The organism is Spirosoma profusum (assembly GCF_014699005.1).
Lineage (GTDB): Bacteria > Bacteroidota > Bacteroidia > Cytophagales > Spirosomataceae > Spirosoma > Spirosoma profusum.
This window is the reverse complement of sequence record NZ_JACWZY010000003.1, coordinates 295,118-314,663: the sequence shown is the minus strand read 5'-3', so window position 1 is coordinate 314,663 and position 19,546 is coordinate 295,118. Positions and strand designations below refer to the sequence as shown.

Annotated in this window: 22 protein-coding genes and 1 tRNA gene; 8 read left to right on the top strand and 15 right to left on the bottom strand. The window is 46.1% G+C overall.

Features of this window, described 5'->3' with window-relative positions; translation table 11 throughout:
* Window positions 1-273: 273 nt before the first annotated feature.
* The 6 genes from IC229_RS06070 to IC229_RS06045 form a co-directional block, all read right to left on the bottom strand.
* Window positions 274-2,208: a helix-turn-helix domain-containing protein gene (locus IC229_RS06070; protein WP_190886039.1), complete on the bottom strand. Its 1,935-nt coding sequence runs from the start codon at window positions 2,206-2,208 to the stop codon at window positions 274-276.
* A 176-nt stretch (window positions 2,209-2,384) separates the two neighbouring features.
* Window positions 2,385-2,663 carry a DUF167 domain-containing protein gene (locus tag IC229_RS06065; protein WP_190886038.1) on the bottom strand — a complete coding sequence of 93 codons (279 nt, stop codon included), beginning with the start codon at window positions 2,661-2,663 and terminating at the stop codon, window positions 2,385-2,387.
* A 5-nt stretch (window positions 2,664-2,668) separates the two neighbouring features.
* Entirely contained in the window at window positions 2,669-3,058 is a 390-nt protein-coding gene (locus IC229_RS06060; protein ID WP_190886037.1) for a tautomerase family protein, read from the bottom strand.
* Entirely contained in the window at window positions 3,055-3,969 is a 915-nt protein-coding gene (locus tag IC229_RS06055; RefSeq protein ID WP_190886036.1) for an SDR family oxidoreductase, read from the bottom strand. The genes IC229_RS06060 and IC229_RS06055 overlap by 4 nt, the downstream gene beginning before the upstream one ends.
* 84 nt (window positions 3,970-4,053) lie before the next feature.
* Complete coding sequence (locus IC229_RS06050) at window positions 4,054-4,761, bottom strand: peptidylprolyl isomerase (protein ID WP_190886035.1); 708 nt, start codon at window positions 4,759-4,761, stop codon at window positions 4,054-4,056.
* 21 nt (window positions 4,762-4,782) lie between these two features.
* On the bottom strand, window positions 4,783-5,409 hold the full coding sequence (locus tag IC229_RS06045) for an ABC transporter ATP-binding protein (protein ID WP_190886115.1): 627 nt from the start codon (window positions 5,407-5,409) through the stop codon (window positions 4,783-4,785).
* A 124-nt stretch (window positions 5,410-5,533) separates the two neighbouring features.
* Here IC229_RS06045 and purN point away from each other — a divergent pair, with 124 nt between their 5' ends.
* Together purN and IC229_RS06035 are read left to right on the top strand one after the other, a co-directional pair.
* The gene (purN, locus tag IC229_RS06040; RefSeq protein ID WP_190886114.1) at window positions 5,534-6,109 is read left to right on the top strand and encodes a phosphoribosylglycinamide formyltransferase; all 576 of its coding nucleotides are present in this window, start codon (window positions 5,534-5,536) and stop codon (window positions 6,107-6,109) included.
* Window positions 6,102-6,527 carry a hypothetical protein gene (locus tag IC229_RS06035; RefSeq protein WP_223833879.1) on the top strand — a complete coding sequence of 142 codons (426 nt, stop codon included), beginning with the start codon at window positions 6,102-6,104 and terminating at the stop codon, window positions 6,525-6,527. The genes purN and IC229_RS06035 overlap by 8 nt, the downstream gene beginning before the upstream one ends.
* 94 nt (window positions 6,528-6,621) lie before the next feature.
* Here the strand turns inward: IC229_RS06035 and IC229_RS06030 are convergent, their stop codons facing one another.
* A complete protein-coding gene (locus IC229_RS06030; protein ID WP_190886034.1) occupies window positions 6,622-6,855 on the bottom strand; it encodes a DUF4834 domain-containing protein in 234 nt (77 codons plus the stop codon).
* 126 nt (window positions 6,856-6,981) lie between these two features.
* Window positions 6,982-8,505, bottom strand: a complete 1,524-nt coding sequence (locus IC229_RS06025) for a M20/M25/M40 family metallo-hydrolase (RefSeq protein ID WP_190886033.1) — start codon at window positions 8,503-8,505, stop codon at window positions 6,982-6,984.
* Between the two features lie 128 nt (window positions 8,506-8,633).
* Between IC229_RS06025 and IC229_RS06020 the strand changes: the two genes are divergently transcribed.
* Window positions 8,634-10,388, top strand: a complete 1,755-nt coding sequence (locus IC229_RS06020) for a DUF6044 family protein (RefSeq protein WP_223833878.1) — start codon at window positions 8,634-8,636, stop codon at window positions 10,386-10,388.
* 76 nt (window positions 10,389-10,464) lie between these two features.
* On the opposite strand, the gene IC229_RS06015 is transcribed toward IC229_RS06020, so the two are convergent.
* A complete protein-coding gene (locus IC229_RS06015) occupies window positions 10,465-11,367 on the bottom strand; it encodes a LysR family transcriptional regulator (protein ID WP_190886031.1) in 903 nt (300 codons plus the stop codon).
* Window positions 11,368-11,724: 357 nt separating this feature from the next.
* Here IC229_RS06015 and IC229_RS06010 point away from each other — a divergent pair, with 357 nt between their 5' ends.
* The 4 genes from IC229_RS06010 to IC229_RS05995 all read left to right on the top strand — a co-directional run bounded on the left by IC229_RS06010 (window position 11,725) and on the right by IC229_RS05995 (window position 16,359).
* Window positions 11,725-13,062, top strand: coding sequence for a dihydroorotase (locus tag IC229_RS06010; RefSeq protein WP_190886112.1), 1,338 nt, complete (start codon window positions 11,725-11,727; stop codon window positions 13,060-13,062).
* Between the two features lie 82 nt (window positions 13,063-13,144).
* A tRNA-Leu gene (locus tag IC229_RS06005) sits at window positions 13,145-13,228 on the top strand.
* A 59-nt stretch (window positions 13,229-13,287) separates the two neighbouring features.
* The gene (locus IC229_RS06000; protein WP_190886030.1) at window positions 13,288-14,523 is read left to right on the top strand and encodes a tyrosine-type recombinase/integrase; all 1,236 of its coding nucleotides are present in this window, start codon (window positions 13,288-13,290) and stop codon (window positions 14,521-14,523) included.
* A 270-nt stretch (window positions 14,524-14,793) separates the two neighbouring features.
* A complete protein-coding gene (locus IC229_RS05995; protein ID WP_190886029.1) occupies window positions 14,794-16,359 on the top strand; it encodes a hypothetical protein in 1,566 nt (521 codons plus the stop codon).
* Window positions 16,360-16,425: 66 nt separating this feature from the next.
* On the opposite strand, the gene IC229_RS05990 is transcribed toward IC229_RS05995, so the two are convergent.
* Together IC229_RS05990 and IC229_RS05985 are read right to left on the bottom strand one after the other, a co-directional pair.
* On the bottom strand, window positions 16,426-16,602 hold the full coding sequence (locus tag IC229_RS05990; protein ID WP_190886028.1) for a hypothetical protein: 177 nt from the start codon (window positions 16,600-16,602) through the stop codon (window positions 16,426-16,428).
* A gap of 7 nt (window positions 16,603-16,609) precedes the next feature.
* A complete protein-coding gene (locus tag IC229_RS05985; protein WP_190886027.1) occupies window positions 16,610-16,807 on the bottom strand; it encodes a hypothetical protein in 198 nt (65 codons plus the stop codon).
* 365 nt (window positions 16,808-17,172) lie between these two features.
* Between IC229_RS05985 and IC229_RS05980 the strand changes: the two genes are divergently transcribed.
* Window positions 17,173-17,361 carry a hypothetical protein gene (locus IC229_RS05980; RefSeq protein WP_190886026.1) on the top strand — a complete coding sequence of 63 codons (189 nt, stop codon included), beginning with the start codon at window positions 17,173-17,175 and terminating at the stop codon, window positions 17,359-17,361.
* A gap of 80 nt (window positions 17,362-17,441) precedes the next feature.
* Here the strand turns inward: IC229_RS05980 and IC229_RS05975 are convergent, their stop codons facing one another.
* The 4 genes from IC229_RS05975 to IC229_RS05960 are packed head-to-tail and all read right to left on the bottom strand — an operon-like array spanning window position 17,442 to window position 19,500.
* The gene (locus IC229_RS05975; RefSeq protein WP_190886025.1) at window positions 17,442-18,350 is read right to left on the bottom strand and encodes a hypothetical protein; all 909 of its coding nucleotides are present in this window, start codon (window positions 18,348-18,350) and stop codon (window positions 17,442-17,444) included.
* A gap of 55 nt (window positions 18,351-18,405) precedes the next feature.
* Window positions 18,406-19,020: a recombinase family protein gene (locus tag IC229_RS05970; protein WP_190886024.1), complete on the bottom strand. Its 615-nt coding sequence runs from the start codon at window positions 19,018-19,020 to the stop codon at window positions 18,406-18,408.
* Window positions 19,017-19,244, bottom strand: coding sequence for a hypothetical protein (locus IC229_RS05965; RefSeq protein WP_190886023.1), 228 nt, complete (start codon window positions 19,242-19,244; stop codon window positions 19,017-19,019). The genes IC229_RS05970 and IC229_RS05965 overlap by 4 nt, the downstream gene beginning before the upstream one ends.
* A gap of 34 nt (window positions 19,245-19,278) precedes the next feature.
* The gene (locus tag IC229_RS05960) at window positions 19,279-19,500 is read right to left on the bottom strand and encodes a hypothetical protein (protein ID WP_190886022.1); all 222 of its coding nucleotides are present in this window, start codon (window positions 19,498-19,500) and stop codon (window positions 19,279-19,281) included.
* Window positions 19,501-19,546 lie beyond the last annotated feature (46 nt).

The following is a 19,546-nucleotide window of genomic DNA, read 5'->3' as shown; positions in this document are numbered from 1 at the left end:
ACGGTTGCCAATCAGTATCCAACTGCCCCGGAGCAGTCGGTTAACACAAAAATTTTCAGCAATAGATAGCTCGACAGACCACCCTGGCCTCGGATGGTTGAGCATGACAAAAGTGGAATCAGGCTAGAGGAAAGGCTGCGCTTATTGTTTCAAAAACTTGGTCTATTGTCTCACGATCAGGAAAAGCTTATTCTATTATTGCATTTGTATACGCTATTGCTTTATACATACAATACACGATGCAGAAGGAGAGCCAGAAAAGGGTGTTATTAATTACCGATCTGATGGGTAATGATACTGGCGCAGAATGCCTTTGAAAACAGGATGAGCGTGGTAAGGTTCAAAAAACGTTACCACCTTCATATCGCGGTAGATGTAGCCTGCATCAGCCGCTTTTTTAAGATAATACAACGAGCTATCTGACTGGTTCAGACCGGCATAGACAACCGCCCGATTGTAGTCGATGCGGGGAGTGGTGCTGGCTAGCCCACGAAGATAAGCCTGTGCTTTGGATCGATTGCCCCGTTTAGCCTCACAATACATCAACGCTGGCAAATTACCGTTGTCGTCGGGGTTCAATAGCAAGGCTTTTTGAAGATCAGTCACTGCCCGGTCATAAGCACGCTGACTTATCCAGAATCTGGAAATACCTGATTGATAACTGTATGACTGTTTAAAGAGTACCTCCCCACTCTCGATGCCCGCCCGTGCTAAGTCGAACTTACGGGCATAGGCGCAATTAGCGATATGCCCACCCATGAAAACCGGATGGAGCGGGTCGAGCGCGATAGCCTTGGAACTATATTGAACAGACTCATCGACCCGCCCTATAGCCCTGAGTAACAGACTATACCAATAATTGATCTGGGCATCGTTTGGGTTGTTCTGGAGCGCGATTTTAAAGGCGTTGCTGGCAGCCTGCCACTGACGCGTATCGAAATAAATGGTCCCTAAAATTCCGTAAGCTGTACTATTCCCCGGATCGATCCGTATAGCCGTCAGGGCAAGTTGTTCAGCGATTTGTTTATTTTTTGGAGGTTTTATAGTGTCTGTTTCAGGGAGCACATAATAAGCCAGCGCTTTCAGCGCATACGCTTCGGCAAACGTAGAATCGAGGGCCAGCGCCTGATCGAAGCGGGTTATACTTTCCAGTACGTCGCTTTTCACACGGGTAATCACCAACTGGCGGCCCTGCAAAAAATGGTTATAGGCAACCGTATTTTTGGTACGTGCCAACTCTAATTTCTCACTAGATGTAGGTTTGTTTTCCAGGTTCAACTGTTTTGCTACGTCCTGCGTAATTTGATCGGTGAGTTGAAACACGTCACGGTGCGCTACGTTGTAGTTTTTAGTCCAGATGAGCCGGTCTTCTTTGGCGTCGATGAGTTCGATCTTCATTTGAATCTGCTCCCCGGATTTCAGCACTTTCCCCCGCAGAATATTGGCAACCCGCAGGTCATCACCAATTTGCCAGATACTTTTTTGCGTATTTCGGTACTGGTCGGACGATGAACGGGCGATGACGCGCAGATGCGGAATAAGCGAAACGCCGGTATGAATATCCTCCATCAGCCGTTCGCAGATGGGGTCGGTATCGGGCGAACCCATGTTAATTAAGGGCAGCACAGTAAGCGACGTTTTGACGTCATCAGACGGCCGGGCATCCGATTGAACATACGTAGTGATGAAAATAGTCAGTCCTAAAACCAACACGATCAGGAGAAAACCATACAGTACCCAGCGGTTTGCCCGCTTTGACGAAGAATGGGAATCAGGAGGAATTGCTACGTCTGGCGCTGCCAGTACGGGCGGCAACATAGCATCAGGAATCGTAATCGTTTCAGGAGTTACTACGTCAGCCCCGTTCGCCGGAGCCTGCTTCAGCCGCCGGAATTCGGTTGGGCTGATGGCGAATGTTTCGGTAAAATATTTACTGAAATTCTGAGGATTATTGATGCCCACCCGGTCGGCCACCTCCGAAATACGCAGATTGGTATTGGTTAATAATTCGTTGGCTTTTTCCAGACGAACTTTCCGGATATACAACGTAACAGACAGGTCGAACTGATCTTTTACAATCCGATGCAGTTGTGCCCGACTGATCCCCAACTCCGTACAGATGGCGTCTACTGAAAACGACGGATTATCCAGATTGGCATCAATCAGTGACTTCAGTTTAGGAATGAACTCGCCCTCGGAACTTATCATGGGTTAGCTGGAACATCCATCGGCCTCAACCATGGTCTATTTTTAACAGATCAATACGTCGTTAACGTGGGGCATGGATTATCAGCAAGCTAACTAGCTGATTTAAAAAGCGTAGGAACGAAAAGATACGGAGATTTATAGAACCAAGCAACAATATTTCCATCAACGATCACATGTCAATTATGGCGTTTCTCACGTTCCAATCGTTTCACAAACGTATCGAAACGGTCTGGTGCTACGTTCAGGTCGATACGTTTGTGAGGATTGGTGAAACCAGACACGATTGTTACGTCCGATTTAGAAATGCCAACTTGTTTAGCCAGATAATCAATCAGATAGGCGTTGGCTTTGCCGTCCTGTGCGGGTGCTTTGATTTTGGCCGTAAGCTGACCAGCCGCATCGTAAAACAATCGGTCGATTTTGCTACCGGGTTTTACTTTCAGATGCACGATCATGCTGGTCAGACGTTGACGTTGTAATTCAGCGTGATTTCGTCGCCAGTCATGCCCCGGAATCCCCAATTATGCGCCGGGCTCTCCAGAATGCAGATTTCCAGATCGGTTACGGGCAGATTCAACTGCGTACTGATACGTTCGTAGAGAAGATGAATAAACTTCTTTTTTGTGTCGATGCTACGTCCTTCCATCATGATAAACTCCAGAATAACGTAGCGGTCGGAAGCTGTGGCGGGCCGGAAGAAATCTTCGGGTTCGAGACAGAAAAATCGGTGGGCCCGTTTGTTTGGCGGAAACTGTAGTGCATCGACCACGCACGAATGAATAACGTCTGAAAGTTGCTCCCGAATTGGAAGCAAGTTCAGACGTTCTCCATAAATTTTCACCTGACTCATATGGTCTGTGGCTTCAACTGGCCAGCCAGCACCGCGATTCCTTCGTCGAACGAATGCGGATCATAACCAAGCACCGTGCGGGCTTTGTCCAGAATAAAGCCGGTTCGCGGTGGTCGGCGGGCGACCTGCGTGAACGTAGAAGCGTCGGCTTGGGCGATAAGCGATTTGTCGAGGCTGAAATAATCGGCGGTTTTGATGGCCATTTCGTAAGGTGTCAAAACCTCTTTTCCCGAAATATTGAAAACGCCTTCCGCCTGTTTATCAGCAATCAGGTAACATCCTATCGCCAAATCTTCGGCTAGTGTGGGGCTGCGCCACTGATCCGTAACGACTTTAATATTTTTGCCATCTTCGAGCGATTTTTTCACCCAGAGAATAATGTTGCTGCGGCTCATGTCGTGGGCAATGCCATAGACAAGCACCGTGCGGGCGATGGCCCATTTTATATCCGAATGCCGCACTACCGATTCGCCGGCCTGCTTGCTCCAACCGTAAAAACTGATCGGATTTGGCTCAGCCGTCTCGTCATAAGGGCCAGCCGAACCATCGAAAATAAAGTCGGTTGATACGTGTACCAGAAACGCTCCTGTATTTTGGCAGGCTTCCACGATGTATTCAACGGCATGGACGTTTTGCGCCCAGCAGGCATCCTTCTGGGTTTCACACTTATCCACATCGGTCATGGCCGCGCCGTGGATAACTGCGTCGGGTGCTACGTCGCCGATTACGTCGAGCACTTGTTGACGGTCGGTAATATCCATCGACCGATACGTATAGCCATCTGTGTAAGGCAGACGGTTATCGCCCCGCGCGGTGGCAATTAAGTCAATGTCAGGTTGTTTGGTTAATAAATCGACCAGTTTTTGGCCCAGCAAGCCATTAGCGCCTGTAATCAGAATGCGTTTTTTCATAAGTGAGAAGCTAGCAGTAGAATCAAGATATCAGGAGAGCTCATGTACGTATAATTGACTATTCTCCGATTCAATACCTCATGTTTAATACTGGTATTTATACTGTTTTGTGATTTTCTTTTTCTTCACCCAATCGCCGGTCATACTTATTCGAACGTTTTTATTTGGGCGATCCATTTCGTTACGTGGTTGTTTGGCAATGCTATCCACAACGGCGATTCCGTCAATTACTTCGCCAAAAACGGTGTAATTTCCATCTAAGTGTGGCGCACCGCCCAGTGTTTGATAGACCTTTTTCTGTTCATCGGTAAATACGCGCCCGCTGGCACCTCTCGCCTGACCGCGTTCAATTTGTTTCTGCAATTCATCGGCCGTCCATACACGCCCCTGCACTACGTAGAACTGGCAACCACTCGACGCTTTTTCAGGATTATTATCGCGAGCTGCGGCTAGAGCGCCTTTCTTATGGAACAGATTCGGCACAATTTCAGCCGGTACTTTATAACCAATATCGCCATTACCAAGCGGTTCACCGTCTTTGCTTTTTTTAGAATTCGGGTCGCCCCCCTGAATCATGAACAGCGGAATGATGCGGTGAAAAAGCAAACTATCGTAGAATTTCTGGTCGACCAGTTTGATAAAGTTTTCCTTATGCTTCGGCGTCTGATCGTACAGAACGAGCCGCAAGGGGCCGTATTCGGTGTTGAGTGTAACCAGATAATCTTTTTTCTTCCGATTCTGGGCTACGGTCAGGAAGGGCAATAAAATGAAGAGGAGTAACAGTTTACGCATGTTTGGTGATGGAGTGATACGTTACAATTCTACCCGATTCTGGAAGGCATCTTTCAATCGCTGGTCGTGGGTCACAACAATCAGGCTGGCGCCGATCTGCTCCGACTGATCACGTAGCAGTTGCACAACGCGATCTGTGTTCATATCGTCGAGGCTGGAGGTTGGTTCGTCGGCCAGAATAACACCGGGCTGATTCATCACGGCCCGAGCGATACTGACACGTTGCTGCTCTCCCTGACTGAGTTCGTTTGTTTTTTTATTCAGATGATCGCTAAAACCCAGTTGATTTGCCAGATCGCGAGCGCGATTTCTATCCTGTGGTTTTTTCGCTAAATAATTCGCCATCAGCAAATTATCAAGCACCGAAACCGAACTCACAAAGTGAGGTTTCTGATAAATGATCCCAACGTGCTGAGCGCGAAATGCTGCTGTTTGGGCCGCGCTGAGTTTCGTCAAATCGGTCTGGTCGATAACTACGGAGCCGCTTTTAGGCTTCAGCAGTAGCGCCAGCAAATGCAGAAAGGTGGTTTTACCCTTCCCCGAACTTCCCAGAATCAGCAGGGCTTCGCGGTTGTCGCAGCGTACGTCGGGAAACGTAAACTGTTTTTCAGGGCTGTATGCAAACGTAAGTTGGTTGGTTGCCAGCATCGTATTCAGGCGAGTATCCACAAAAATAGGCAAAAGTTGTAATTTTGGCTTGATAGTCGTTAGTCAATAGTCATCAGAATACTATTGACTAATGACTGTTGACTATCGACTAACAACTATTCATTTGAAACGTATCGTTCTGTTTGCTTCTGGTTCGGGCTCGAATGCGGAAAAAATTGCCCTTTATTTTGCCGATAATACGCAAGTCGACGTATCACTGATTGTTTCGAACAATCCGAAAGCTGGTGTTATCGAGCGGGCCAGACGGATGCACATTCCTGTCTTATTATTCGATCGTACTACGTTCTACGAAACCAGTCAGATCACGCAACTTCTTTTGAATCAGAACGTTGACTTGATTGTGCTGGCTGGTTTTATGTGGCTGATGCCAGCCGAACTGGTACGTGCATTCCCGAATAAAATCGTTAATATTCATCCGGCTCTTCTGCCTAAATTTGGCGGAAAGGGTATGTACGGGCACTACGTTCACAAAGCGGTAGTAGCGGCTGGCGAAACTGAATCGGGTATTACAATTCACTACGTTAATGAGCATTACGACGAAGGGCAGATCATTTTTCAGGCCAGTTGCCCGGTTTTGCCATCGGACACGCCCGAGGACGTAGCACGCAATGTACAGATGCTTGAACATACGCATTACCCGAAAATAGTGGCTGACGTACTAAAACTAAAACATGAATAAGTCTTTTTACCATCAATTAATAAGAAAAGGATTGCTGTCGCTACTATGTCTAGCGGGATTAGTAAGTTGTTTTCAGCCTGTTGTGTATCTGCGTAACAAGCGTAATTACCCGGTCGATGTGTTTTATGACAACCAACGGCCCGATCGTCCATTCGAACCATTGCAGGATTTGGAAGTAAAGGGGGAGGTGCCGCTGAAAAATCACCAGTCGGCCGACCGCCGAATGATTGATCGGGGCAACGACATGGAACAGAAGGATTTAATGCTGGCTCGGCTCACGATGCAAGCGAAAAAACTCGGTGCCGATGCCCTGGTTGATGTAAAATACACGTACTACACATCCATAACCGACAATGGCTACATTATGAAGGGCTTAGCCGTGAAATACAAGCGCGAAGTCGATACAACCCAAAAATAAACCAGCCGCTAAAAATTTAACGGCTGGTATTACGTGGACATCTTGTCCGCACTGTATATAACGTGACTATGCGGACAAGATGTCCGCCTTACAATCACTTCACTTCTTCGTAGTCAACATACTCTCCGTCCCCAAAGCTTGTATTACGATCTTTTTTGGGGCGGTTATCTACCCGTATATCACCTTCGCGACGCGCGTCGCGAACATTGCCGTTACGTTGTTGCTCTTTCACCAGTTTCCGACCGACGAGCAGGTAAAACACAAACCGACGTACAGGCGGTACAAACAAAATAATCAGCGTGATGATAAACAGATATTTGAGTAACATGTCAGCGTATTGTTGATAGTTAGTTAACGCCAGAGTACCTGATTTAGTTTGCCGATACGTCCGGGCGGTTCTAATCGGGGTTGACTGGTCGGCTACCTAGATAAAAGCACATTTCCGAAAACTTTACTACTGTCCGTAAAGCGCTTTCCCGGCGGCTTCGTATTTATCGCCGGGCGACCACTGCGGGCGCGTAGGCCGGTCGGCAATCAGGCGGGCTGAGTGGGTATACGCCTGACAGAATCGTAATACGTAATTGAAATTCAGCGATTCAGGGTTGTCGATAGCCTGATGGTAATATTTGGCGATTTCTCCATCGAACGACCTGAGACCCGGTGCAAAATCAGGTGCGGGAATTCCTTTCGCGGCAAAGCTCACATTGTCAGAACGGTCAAAAAGCCCTTGTTCGGGCACAGGATCGGCAAATACGCTCAAGCCAAACGCTTTGGCGCCGGCTTCAATTTCGGCTTTGGCACCGGTACGTTCCAGTCCAATAACCGACACAATCGTAGTATCGCTGTAGCCTGCGCCATCGGTGTTTAAATCAAAAATGGTTTGTTTCAGTGGAACCAGTGGATGTTCGGCATAATAACGGCTTCCCAACATCCCAACTTCTTCACCCGTCAGGGCCAGCACCAGAATCGACCGTTTGGGGCGCTGTTGCGACAACGCTTTGGCGGCTTCCAATAGAGCTACCGTACCGATGGCATTATCGCGTGCACCATTGAAAATACTATCATCGGGTTGATAACTGCCACCCTGTCTGCCAACGCCTACGTGGTCGAAGTGAGCCGAGAGCACTACGTATTCATTTTTCAGTTTGGGGTCGGTGCCTTCGATGATACCCGCTACGTTGGCCGATGATACTGCCGTGGCTGGTCGGCCCGAGCTACGTAACGTAACGGTTTGACCAGCCTCTTTCATTTGTTTATACTGATTGTTGGCGTTGTTGAGCCAAAGATGCAAAACGGGTTTACTACGTCCGTCCGAAGCAGAAAGGGCTACCTGTTCCTTGGTAAAATACTGATTGACCATGCCCCACGGAATCGATTCACTGTAAAGTTCAATCAGAGCAGTGGCGCCTTTTTCGGCAGCCAGTTTTCGTTTTTCCGCCGATGCCCGAAAGATTTCACCAGGGCCTTTAGCTTCCGGCGAACCACCTTGTGCCACTACGATACGTCCTTTTACATCTCGTCCTTTATAGCCATCGTCACCGTTAGTCAGGCCATAGCCCACGTAGATAACTTCACCCGCTACGTCGGTAGGTTCGCCCGCCATAACGATCAAATCTTTGCCCAACTTCAGCGTGTCTTTGCCAATAAGCATTGAGGCCGACGTAGCGGCTTTCACTTTTTCTAACTCAACACGCTGAAAATAACCCAATTGATTTTCAGTAGTGATAGCAGGTTTCAGGCCCAGTTGTCGGAACCGCTCAGCAATGTAGCGGGCAGCAACCCAGTTCCCCGGTTCTCCGGTACGGCGACCCTGTAATTCGTCGGATGCCAGGAAGCGCGTATGAGCTTCTACGTCGGCCCGGCTCATGGAAAACTCGGGCAGTTTTGGGGTGGATTTAGTAGGTCGATTCTGCGCCTGGACTCCAAACAATATGAGAGTCAACCCGGTGAAGAACGTAGTGGCAGTGAGGGTTTGCATGATAATGTTAAGTCTGGACGGTAAAAATACGAAAAATGCATGGGCCTTTATCGTTCCGGCCAATTGATCGAATTTGACTACTTTCGCGGACTTTATGGATTCTGGAAATCTGTAAGGTCTGGTTGTATATGCCGTCTGATTCACTAAAAAAGCTTTCCCGCAACGCTGATAGAACCTATTTGCTCATTGCAACAGGGCTTTTGGGGTTATATATTCTCCCTTTTATCCTGCTTGGCGAAGATGCATACGTAACAATCCACGACAATCTGGACAGCGATTTTCTGTATCTGCACCTACTGAAAATTACGCGCACCGCCTTCGATTTTGATCTCAATACGGTGATTCCGAACGTAATGAGTGGTGGGCCGTTCAAAGGCATTCCACGAGCGGCACTACGTTCGGGCCTGAATCTGGAAGTGTTGTCGTTCTGGCTGATGCCGCCCTACGTAGCACAGGTTGTCAATTTTAGTGTGATTCATAGTGTCGGGTTGATGGGAATGTACGTATTGCTCAAACGCTACGTTCTTCCCGAACCGGACTGGGCGTTCGTTCGGGTTTCAATTGCTTTCTTATTTGCGCTAATACCTTTTTATACGGTTCATGGCGTATCAGTAAGCGGTCAGCCACTGCTGTTATTCGCGTTTTTGAATCTGCTAACGTATCAGGCCCGCTGGACCGACTGGCTTATTATTAGTCTCTTTCCGTTTTATTCATTTTTTGTCTGGGCCGGGCTTTTCATCTGCGTTGCGCTGGGGGTGATTGGCATAGGGCATGGGGTTTGGGCCCTAGAAAGAAAGGGTTTCGGGCGATTCAACTGGACGTATTTCGGCGGGCTGGTTTTGCTGAGTAGTCTTTACGTAGTATGCGAGTGGCAGATGATTTATTCGTTTCTGGCACGAACTTATGTTTCGCATCGAACGGAGTATGACTATGCACGGCTCATGCCGATTACAGTGGCGGAAAGTCTGCGCAAAAGTTATCACTTGTTTGTTCAGAGCCAGTACCATGCGGGCGCTTTCATTACGGTCTGGATTGTTCTGGTTGCTACGTTGTCGGGTCTGCTAGCCTATTTTCGACGTAATACGAAGCATTTTTGGCAACTGGCGGCACTGCTGATAAGTATTGGAATTATTTGCCTGATCAACGGATTTTACCGGTTTCCGGCCGTCTGGATGAGTAAAGGTAGCCTTCTGCAATCGTTTCAGTTCGATCGGTTTTATTTTTTATTACCCCTGCTCTGGCTGCTGTTGTTAGCCGTCGCGCTTCGGGAGTTTGGCCCCAGGAGTTATTTAAATGGCCTGTTTCTGGGGGTTCAGCTGGTCGTTATACTGGCAGCCAACAAAGAATTTATCGCGAACGTCAGAAAGCTAACTGGCTCACCACAGAACGAGAAATTTCCGTCTTATCAGGCGTTCTATTCTCCTCATTTATTTGGGCAGATTCGGGATTATATTGGGCAACCTCAATCGGCATACCGAGTCATTAGCATTGGGATGCATCCGGCTGTTGCGATTTACAATGGGTTCTATACACTTGATGGGTATCAGAATAATTACCTGCTGGCTTATAAACATGCCTTTCGGCAAATCATCGCGCCTGAACTAGCGAAAGGTCGTGCGGAAATGAGGACGTATTACGACGCCTACGCCTGTCGGGTTTACCTTTATACGGCAGAATTGGGAATGAATTATATGTTCGGAAAAACACAAAATCGTTCGCTTAATCATCTGCAAATCAACACCAAAGCGTTAGCTGCTTTAAACGGGCAATACGTTATCTCAGCTGTTCCGATACGTAACGCTACCGAAAACCAACTTCACCTCGAAAAAGTATTTGACGACCCCACGAGTTTCTGGCGCATCTGGTTGTACAAAGTAGCATAGGGCATAGGGGAAAGGGCATAGGGCACATCACACGGGAACTTTACACCCTATGCCCTTTCCCCTATGCCCCATGCCCCTATGCATCCGTTCTCCGCCACTGCTGACGGGCGAAACGCATGAACGTATCGGCTAAGCCTTCGCTAACGCCTTGAAGCTGAATGGAGTACAAATCCCGTTCGATGGTAAGCCCCTGTACATCAAGAATTTTCAAAGTACCGGCGCGTAATTCATGCTGAACGGCAAAGACCGATACGAAAGCCATACAGCGTGAACTGCTAAGATATGATTTGATGGTTTCGGTACTGCCTAACTGCATTTCGACAGTCAAATCCGTAAGACGTAGCCCAACGCCACGTAGCGCGTGTTCAATGACTTCGAGTGAGCCAGAGCCGCGCTCTCGAAGTACGATCGGAATGGTTTTTAGTTCGTCCAGCGTAATCTCATCGCGGTCGGCAAGCGGGTGGTCGGGGCGGCAGATGAGCACGAGTTCGTCTTTCACAAACGGCGTGTAGCGAATATCGCTGTGATGGGTCCGCCCTTCCACCAATCCTAAATCAATATCGTCATTAAGTAATTGTTGCTCAATCTGTTCGGTATTGCCACTCAGGAGCGAAATCGATACGTCGGCCGATTGTTCATGAAAACGTGCCAATACGGGCGGAATAACGTACTGCGCCACCGTGGTGCTGGCTCCTACACGTAACGTACCGCGCGACTCGCCTTTCAGCGCGTTCATGTCGAATTCCAGTTGACGATACGTTGCCATAATACTTTCGGCGTGACGTAGCAATACGCTTCCGGCCGCTGTCAGGCTAATCTGGTTCCCTCGACGGTCGAAAAGAGCCGTACCGAAATGATGCTCCAGTTCCTGAATGTGTTTGGTTACGGCAGGCTGTGTTACGTATAATTCCGCAGCTGCTTTGGTGAAGCTGAGTCGTTTGGCAACAGTGTAAAAGACATTCAGGCGGAAGTCGAGCATAGGTTTTGAGCGCTGGCTGGAAACGGTACGTTGAAGAAACCTCGGGTTCGTAATTTCTTTAAAGGTAACATGGCTACTATTCTGACCAATCATTCGAACCAAAAGACTGCGTAATAGCATACCTCAAATTTCCGGAATACGTATTGCCTGAGCAACGAGAGCCGAAAATAGCGGACTTGCTACATTTTACTGAAGGATTTTTTAGGCAAATTTGACTCTATTCATACAGTTGACTCCTGCCTTTTAAACATCTTCCAGATCGTAAAATAGTAACTCCTGATTATTTGAAGATTTATAATTTGGAATCAAACGAAAGAAGAGCCAATTATGCAGATCAAAATTTTTGGATTCCAGCACATGCGTAAACTCCTGGTTCGTAATGCCCGTATCATCAACGAAGGGCAAATTACCGAAGCGGACATATTGATCGAAAACGGCTTCATTTCGCAAATCAAATCGGGGCTTTCGGATAAAGACATAAATCAGATTATCGACGCTGACGGTCAGTACGTATTACCAGGCGTTATTGACGATCAGGTTCATTTTCGGGAGCCTGGGCTGACGCATAAAGCTACTATCCATTCTGAATCGCGAGCCGCCGTAGCGGGTGGGGTTACCAGCTTCATGGAAATGCCCAACACTGTGCCGAATGCACTGACGCAGGAATTACTTGCCGATAAATACGCGATTGCGGCCCAACGATCGCTGGCAAATTATTCGTTTTTTATGGGTGCGTCGAACGATAATATCGACGAAGTGCTACGTACCGACCCAAAAACCGTTTGCGGTATCAAGGTTTTTATGGGTTCATCAACAGGTAATATGCTGGTTGACAATGAGCGCGTTCTGGATGCCTTATTTCGACAAAGTCCGATGCTCATTGCTACGCACTGTGAAGATGAGGCTACTATACGTAGCAATACCGAACGCTACAAAATCGAGTATGGTGATTCGGCTACCGCAGCCCTGCACCCACTGATACGTAACGAGGAAGCTTGTCTGAAATCATCGTCACTGGCCGTGGCGCTGGCCCGGCAACACAATGCTCGTTTACACGTATTGCATATTTCTACGGCTGACGAACTGGCTCTATTTACTAATCAATTGCCACTTACGGAGAAACGTATCACGGCTGAAGTTTGCGTTCACCACCTCTGGTTCGATAGCGACGATTACGCTACGTTGGGTAATCAGATAAAGTGTAATCCGGCCATCAAAGCTCGGCATCACAAAAAAGCGCTGATGGCGGCCCTGATGGATGACCGCTTGGACATTATTGCTACAGACCACGCCCCTCATACTTGGGCCGAAAAGCAGCAGAATTACTGGCAGGCTCCGTCTGGTTTGCCATTGGTACAACATCCACTGCTGCTGATGCTTGAGTTTGTGAATCAGGGTAGGCTTTCTCTGGAAACAGTTGTTCGAAAAATGTGCCACGCCCCTGCCGATTGCTTCCAGATTGACCGCCGTGGTTACGTTCGGGAAGGCCATTGGGCTGATTTGGTTCTCGTTGATTCCACGCAGTCAACTGTCGTTTCGAAGCAAAATATTCTTTATCAGTGTGGTTGGTCGCCGTTAGAAGGGCATACGTTTAAGAATTCGGTAACACATACGATTGTATCGGGTGAGTTGGTTTATAAAAATGGGCAATTTTTAACCAACAAGGCTGGTGAGCGATTAGCCTTTAGTCGATAACCGTATAAATTTTTTAGCTGATTTTCTTGCAAAAAGAACGTAGCGGCTCGTATCTTTGCCATCCCAATACGGGGAACGTACTGCCGAAGTGGTGAAATTGGTAGACACGCACGTTTCAGGGGCGTGTGTCTTTACGGACATGCGAGTTCGAGTCTCGCCTTCGGCACTTTGCAACAGCCTGTAAGTCAAGTACTTACAGGCTGTTTTCTTGTCATAGCTTCGATAATGGCAAGAAAATGGCAACTTTTTCTCAATAAACAGATCACGCCATCGCCCGTGAAATACCCGTTTAAAGAGCCATTTATCTCCAAACCGGAGGACAATGACCTCACCAAACAGTGGGTGGTCGAGTATGGCATTTACTCGGAGCGTGAGCAGAAGATAAAACGGAAACGGGTAGTGCTGAAAGGCGACACCGTCGCCGATCGGCTGAAGGATGGCCGCGAGGTTGTCGGGCTGATCAAACAGAAGCTTAAAGCGGGTGCCTGCGTGGATCCACAGGCCAAAGCGCCGGAGGTCCTCGTCCGGGACCAGGCTGATCAGGTGGGTGGCCATACCATGATCCGGCAGGCGATCGATCTGTATCTGGCCTATAAGCAGAAAACCACTTCGGTCAACTCGTGGCGTACGTACCGTTCCAGCCTGCGCCTGTTCAAACAGTACCTGCTCGATACGCCCGGGCTGAAGAACGTAACACTGGCGAACTTTCACCATGGCGACGCCCTGCATTTTCTAGACCAGGTGATTTTAAAATACGGGCTGACCAATCGGGGCCATAACAACGCCAAAGATAACGTCGGTATGTTTTACCGGCATTGGCTCAAACGGATCAACCGGCCCGGCAAGCTGGCCATCGTGAATCCCTTCGACGATATTCAGGATAAAACTACCCACACCAATAAACACACGGCGTTTACTGATGAGCAGCGGGAAACCTTTAAGGAGATCTGCCGAAAGGAAAACGAAACGAATCTGCTGCTGTTCGTTCAGTTCATGTTCTATACGTTCTTTCGGCCGCGTCAGGAGCTGCGCCTGATCCGGGTGGGCGATATCAAAGCCGATACGATTTACGTCAATGCAGAGGAGGCCAAAGATAACGAGGGGGCATACATTGAAATCCCTCCTCCCCTACAGGCGCTCATCGAGCAGTACAAACTACGGACGTATCCACCCCATTTTTACGTATTTACCCACCAGGGTGTACCAGGTAGCGAACCAGTGGGCCCCGACTACTTTTATCAGCATCACGTCAGGATCTTGGCGAAACTAGGCTGGAAGGGTAAGTATGATATGTACAGCTGGAAACACACCGGCGTGATTGCGCTCTGGAGTACAACCCAAAATATTCGATTGATTCAACAACACTGCCGGCACTCAACGGCCGCGCAGACCGAAGATTATTTGCGGGATCTGGGCATTATCGTCCGGCATACCCAGATTCAGGATTTCCCGGAATTTTAGTCTAATAATCCATACACTCTTGTGTCTAAACGAAGAAATAAAAGTACCAATATTCTATAAACTCTATACCAACTATGATTAAAACAAAGTCAGAGGAGTAGCAAGGACAAGATGATAAGATGGAGCAAGATAAAGATCCTCTGCAATGGGTTATGACATTCTTAAGCTAGAGCAACTATAGTATTGTCCTTAAAAAATTGGTTTCCTTCAACTGTTAGGTACGTTTATTTATAACTACCTTGGATCTACATAATCTATTCTAGTTCAATTATGAATTCTACACCGACACCCACATCAACTCCGCTAGTTCCACTTCGGGCTAGTGAGTTAATTGACATTATTAAAGTAACGAATACAAGTCGATATACCGACTTTTATGAAATAGCCCCAAATGGACAATATAATATAAAAATAAAAGATGTTGAGATACTAGACCATGTTACTCTCGATGGTAATATTATCACCTCAGATTTTTTATCTATTTGGAATTGTTTATTTAGGGAAGGTATTACGTTTTTTGGAATAAAATTAAAACAACATATTTCTATTTCAAATAGTACGTTTGAGGGACAATTCTCAATTCCAGACGGTGTTTTTAATGGAACATTCAGTACCTCTTATTGTAAATTTAATGATGGATTTGTGATTGCGGGAGGAACGTTTGACGGAAAATTCTTTATTTCTCACAGTGTGTTTAAGAAACATGCCGAAATTACAGGAGGAACTTTTATAGAAAATTTTTATATTTCAGACAGTAGCTTTGCCAATTTATTAATTTCTGGAGGGGCATATAACAAAGTTTTTTCGCTTCAAAATATAAGAGTGGCAGATTCTTTTCAAATTGAGGGAGGGATATTCAAAGATTATATATCTGTTGCAGATAGTTTTATCAATATTTTGGGTATCCGGAACCTGAAGGAAAAGACTTTAATCTCTATACCAAACAGTGTAATTATAAATTCACTTCATATCAAGCACACTATTTTTAAAGACTCTTTCATTCGTATATATACGGAGGTTAATGAACTAGCATTTATCGATGTATTAAACTTTGGAACAATTCTCTTTACAGGATGTACATTTAAAAATTATCTCCACACCTTTAATTCCTCAACGGAAGAAATAGTAGATGATAAAATTAGTAAACCTAGCTTAAAAATAATAAACAGCGATATTGGTAAAACAACTTTCATCAACTGCGATCTATCCAGCTTTGATTTAGACTTTAATAGTTCAAAAATTACCGAAGTTTTCGTTACTGGAACCAGAATGCCTAGAAAAATTACTACGGAATTAGCTCTAAATCACTTGAACTATCATCAGCATCAGTTAGGTTATAGCCAGATCAAAAAAATATATGAAGCCAGGGGTGATAAGGTTGAAGCCAATCGATATTATGCCAAAGAAATGCAGGCTTATCAGCAAACGCTGTCGTGGAGTAATTGGGATGATTTTTGGGAAAAGCTCAATCTTGGGCTTAGTAAGATATCCACTAATTATGGCCAAAGCTGGCAAAGGGGATTAGGAATGACCCTATTTGTAGGCGCAGTATTCTATACATTCTACTGCTGGTCCCTAGGCTTTTGGCCAGCTTTGTTAGATGAAAAGTCATTCGAACGTTTTAGTTCGTTATGCACTTACTATTTAGAATTCCTCAATCCCATCCATAAAGCAGACTACGTTGCTGAGCAGTTACTTAGTGATGATTTATTAATTGAAAAAGTTAAAGTACCTGGGTGGGCACGGTTCTGGGAGGGTATTAGCCGGATATTTATTGCTTATTTTGGCTATCAACTCGTCCAAGCCTTCCGTAAACACGGCAAATCAAGTGGTTAAATTAAGGTGATGACTTCTACCTGCACATTGCCAGTATTCAGAAATATCTGGCTAAAATATAGTAGATTATAACCTGCTTTGCTTAAAAACCCGCCACGTTTTACCGTTTTCGGTGTAGCGGATGAAGCGTAACGTTTTGCCGTCACCAGACCGCTCTGCTGTACAGTAAGCGGTTTCGGTGCGGCTGATTTCGATTTCCTGACTTGGTTGGAGTTGGTTAATTGTAGCGTCTAACTGGATCATGGTGGTATTAGTTGGCGTATTCAAAACCTGCTTTTACTAAGATGCTGGCGTCGCGGTTGGAAAGTACCCAGAACCGGCCGTTATCGCCTAAAACAATTGCCCATTTGGAAGGGGAGTCGCACCGGCTGATGTAGCTGTTGGCCAGGCTGATCTGGCTGTATTCCATACGTAGGCTGCGGGTGGCTAAAATGGTATGGGCGGTCATGTTTTTGTGCGTTTTGCTTGAGACAAACCACGCACTTCGTACCGGCACACGCAAGTCGTGCCGGCACTATTTTCTGAGGAATGATCGTGTGGCCCGGAAACGAAAAAACCCGGCTGAAGTGGCCAGGTAAACTCGTATATATTGTACCGAAAAGGGGGTGCTGCCTGACCCGCTGCTAAGATTATCCGCTCAACGGAGTGCTCTCTCTGGTCCATTATAGACACAGAGACGGGGGACAGCACCGCCTACTCGACCAGTAAGGCGGCACCATCCTCCGTTGAGCGTAATAATTAATCTTAGCGAGGCAAAATTACGCAAAAAAAGCCATTTGGCTGGGCAAGAAAATGGCCGATAATCGTAAATTGATGGAATCTGAAATTGAGCCCCGAGTCCCTAACATGGGCGTGGTCAATTTGCTCCGGGAGGGCAAAACGTTCTCCTTTACTGATATCATGATTCTCTGGTACCGTTGTCAGAATTACGAAATACTGGAAACGTATTTAGACAACGCCGACAAAAACCATATACCAATCTGGGCGGCTGAGGAGCAATGACGGAAAGGATGAAAGGTATTTATCTTGGGCTTAAATCAACCACTAAATAGTTTATTTAGGAACTAAATAGTCGATTGAAATTACCTCATGCTATTCACCAAATTTCTGTAATTTTCTGTTCGCCTTATTAATTCATTTCGATAATAATTAAAACTACTTCCGAAAAGATTACCAGCACGATTGAGTGGCTGAACTAATTCATCTTGGGCTACAGTATTAATACCAATTTTCTTATCTAAAGTATTCACGATAAATGCGCTGTCGCCTTTTATATTTTCATAGAATATACGTATAGATAAATTATTTTGCTGTTCTTCAATCTTTTCCATAACGGCTAACCATTTGTTCAATAACGGCTCATTTTCTTGAAGTGCAGGATTGTTTAAATTGCTTCCTAATAAAGATATAATTTTCCTTGACCAACAATTAGGACCTATGTAGTTAGCGACGTAAGTATTTTGTAGAGTGCGATTTATATCTCCCATAATCTGTTGAACTTTGCCAAACTCGACAATATCACTAACAGACTTAGCTGCACGCTCTATTTTCTGGATTGAATACTGCCCTTCAGAGACTGCTAAGTTATTTTTACTGATTTGCTCAAGCCGAGCGTTTAATTTAATGTCATCATTTCGTTTCAGCTTAGCTAATTCAAATTGGAGTTTATTTAAATCCATCTGTTTAACAGCTAACATGCTGTCATTATAATATTTTTCGTTTTGCTGCTCAACTGCTGACTTTGTGAATTCGAGTTGTTTTACTGCCTGTAAACTATCATTTGAATATTTTTGATCAGATCGCCTTGTATCAGCACTATCGTTTACCGCTTGCTGATTAGCAATTTGTTTAGTCAATGCTATTTGATCGTCCCCTAATTGTATTTGATAATAGATTGCCACTGCTGCTATTGCAGTGGCGGGTAATACTCCAATCAAAGCGTTTACTATTGTTGCCTGAACCGACGCTTTCTCGTGCCACTTTTGTGCCATTCTATTATTAATCAATTGATTTTACTCCCCATTACCCCTAAATACCTATAAAGCATTATTGAACTGCTCCTGAGTCAAGTATACGAAATACGTCATTGCCAATATTTATACCTCGATGCTTAAGATATTTATACAGCGTAGTCTTCGAAATAGTCAGCCGTTTAGCAATCTCCTGCACCGAATACACATTTTCCCGATACATACTTTCAGCCACCCGGGCGGTTTTTTCAGCTTCTTCCGATAGTCCTTCCTTCCGGCCCAGCTTTTTCCCCTGACGCCGGGCAGAGGCAAGGCCTGCCTTGGTACGTTCCCGGATCAGCTCCCGCTCGTATTCAGCTAAAACGGCAAATATTTGAAAGGTGAATTTACCCTGGGCGGTGGTCGTATCGATCGGGCCGTTCAAGGTAACCAGGCCAACGCCCCGGGCCTGCAGACTGGTCACCAGCTCCACTAGGTTGGGCAGCGATCGGCCGAGCCGGTCGAGTTTCCAGATCACAATCGTATCACCCTCGCGCACGTGCTCGAGTAAACGGGTAAGCTCCGGTCGATCAGCCTTGGCGCCACTCGCTTTTTCCTGATAAATCTTGTCACAACCTGCCGACTTCAGCGCATCGAGCTGGAGGGATAAATTCTGATCCTGGGTAGATACCCGTGCGTAGCCAATATTCATAGCATATAATCCCCTGGTTCATTGTAAATCAATGCACGTTCAATCCGCTCTTGTTCGTGATGATCCCGAATCGATTGCTGATATTTAGCTGCACTGTCAGCCGCTTCATAGGTTTCAAATATTTCAACCTCATCCCGTTTAGCTTCCTGACGTGTACAACGTGCTGCCCGAAGTTTCCAAGTATCGGCATCAACGCCAACAATCCAGCATAGTCTACTTTTCATGAGTTTACCAGTAAAATGTTCCAGGGTGTATTTCTCACTTGCCATGATCTAAAGCGGTATCTATGGCTTTAACAAAATCGATTAACTCAATCAGATCTTCGCGCTGTAACGTAAGCGATCCGATCTTAAAACCGCCATCACTATACTGAGTAAGTATAACGTTTCCTACGTTTCCCTCACCTTTTGATAGATCAAATTGACCTTCTTTGCTTTCCGGCTCGTGGCCACCTTCTAAAAGGTGATCAATTATATCCATGATAGTACGCTTAATTGAATTTTGAGCGTTGTCCTGTTTGCATAAA

Bases quoted from the DNA above. Each gene is read 5' to 3' on its own strand.
- IC229_RS06055 (WP_190886036.1), bottom strand. From the start codon at position 3,969: ATGAAAAAACGCATTCTGATTACAGGCGCTAATGGCTTGCTGGGCCAA.
- IC229_RS06025 (WP_190886033.1), bottom strand. From the start codon at position 8,505: ATGCAAACCCTCACTGCCACTACGTTCTTCACCGGGTTGACTCTCATA.
- IC229_RS06020 (WP_223833878.1), top strand. From the start codon at position 8,634: ATGCCGTCTGATTCACTAAAAAAGCTTTCCCGCAACGCTGATAGAACC.
- IC229_RS05985 (WP_190886027.1), bottom strand. From the start codon at position 16,807: ATGACCGCCCATACCATTTTAGCCACCCGCAGCCTACGTATGGAATAC.
- IC229_RS05980 (WP_190886026.1), top strand. From the start codon at position 17,173: ATGGAATCTGAAATTGAGCCCCGAGTCCCTAACATGGGCGTGGTCAAT.
- IC229_RS05995 (WP_190886029.1), top strand. From the start codon at position 14,794: ATGAATTCTACACCGACACCCACATCAACTCCGCTAGTTCCACTTCGG.
- IC229_RS05990 (WP_190886028.1), bottom strand. From the start codon at position 16,602: ATGATCCAGTTAGACGCTACAATTAACCAACTCCAACCAAGTCAGGAA.
- IC229_RS06070 (WP_190886039.1), bottom strand. From the start codon at position 2,208: ATGATAAGTTCCGAGGGCGAGTTCATTCCTAAACTGAAGTCACTGATT.
- IC229_RS05970 (WP_190886024.1), bottom strand. From the start codon at position 19,020: ATGAATATTGGCTACGCACGGGTATCTACCCAGGATCAGAATTTATCC.
- IC229_RS06050 (WP_190886035.1), bottom strand. From the start codon at position 4,761: ATGCGTAAACTGTTACTCCTCTTCATTTTATTGCCCTTCCTGACCGTA.
- IC229_RS05975 (WP_190886025.1), bottom strand. From the start codon at position 18,350: ATGGCACAAAAGTGGCACGAGAAAGCGTCGGTTCAGGCAACAATAGTA.
- IC229_RS06030 (WP_190886034.1), bottom strand. From the start codon at position 6,855: ATGTTACTCAAATATCTGTTTATCATCACGCTGATTATTTTGTTTGTA.
- IC229_RS06010 (WP_190886112.1), top strand. From the start codon at position 11,725: ATGCGTAAACTCCTGGTTCGTAATGCCCGTATCATCAACGAAGGGCAA.
- IC229_RS06035 (WP_223833879.1), top strand. From the start codon at position 6,102: ATGAATAAGTCTTTTTACCATCAATTAATAAGAAAAGGATTGCTGTCG.
- IC229_RS05965 (WP_190886023.1), bottom strand. From the start codon at position 19,244: ATGAAAAGTAGACTATGCTGGATTGTTGGCGTTGATGCCGATACTTGG.
- IC229_RS06065 (WP_190886038.1), bottom strand. From the start codon at position 2,663: ATGATCGTGCATCTGAAAGTAAAACCCGGTAGCAAAATCGACCGATTG.
- IC229_RS06015 (WP_190886031.1), bottom strand. From the start codon at position 11,367: ATGCTCGACTTCCGCCTGAATGTCTTTTACACTGTTGCCAAACGACTC.
- IC229_RS06045 (WP_190886115.1), bottom strand. From the start codon at position 5,409: ATGCTGGCAACCAACCAACTTACGTTTGCATACAGCCCTGAAAAACAG.
- IC229_RS05960 (WP_190886022.1), bottom strand. From the start codon at position 19,500: ATGGATATAATTGATCACCTTTTAGAAGGTGGCCACGAGCCGGAAAGC.
- IC229_RS06060 (WP_190886037.1), bottom strand. From the start codon at position 3,058: ATGAGTCAGGTGAAAATTTATGGAGAACGTCTGAACTTGCTTCCAATT.
- IC229_RS06000 (WP_190886030.1), top strand. From the start codon at position 13,288: ATGGCAAGAAAATGGCAACTTTTTCTCAATAAACAGATCACGCCATCG.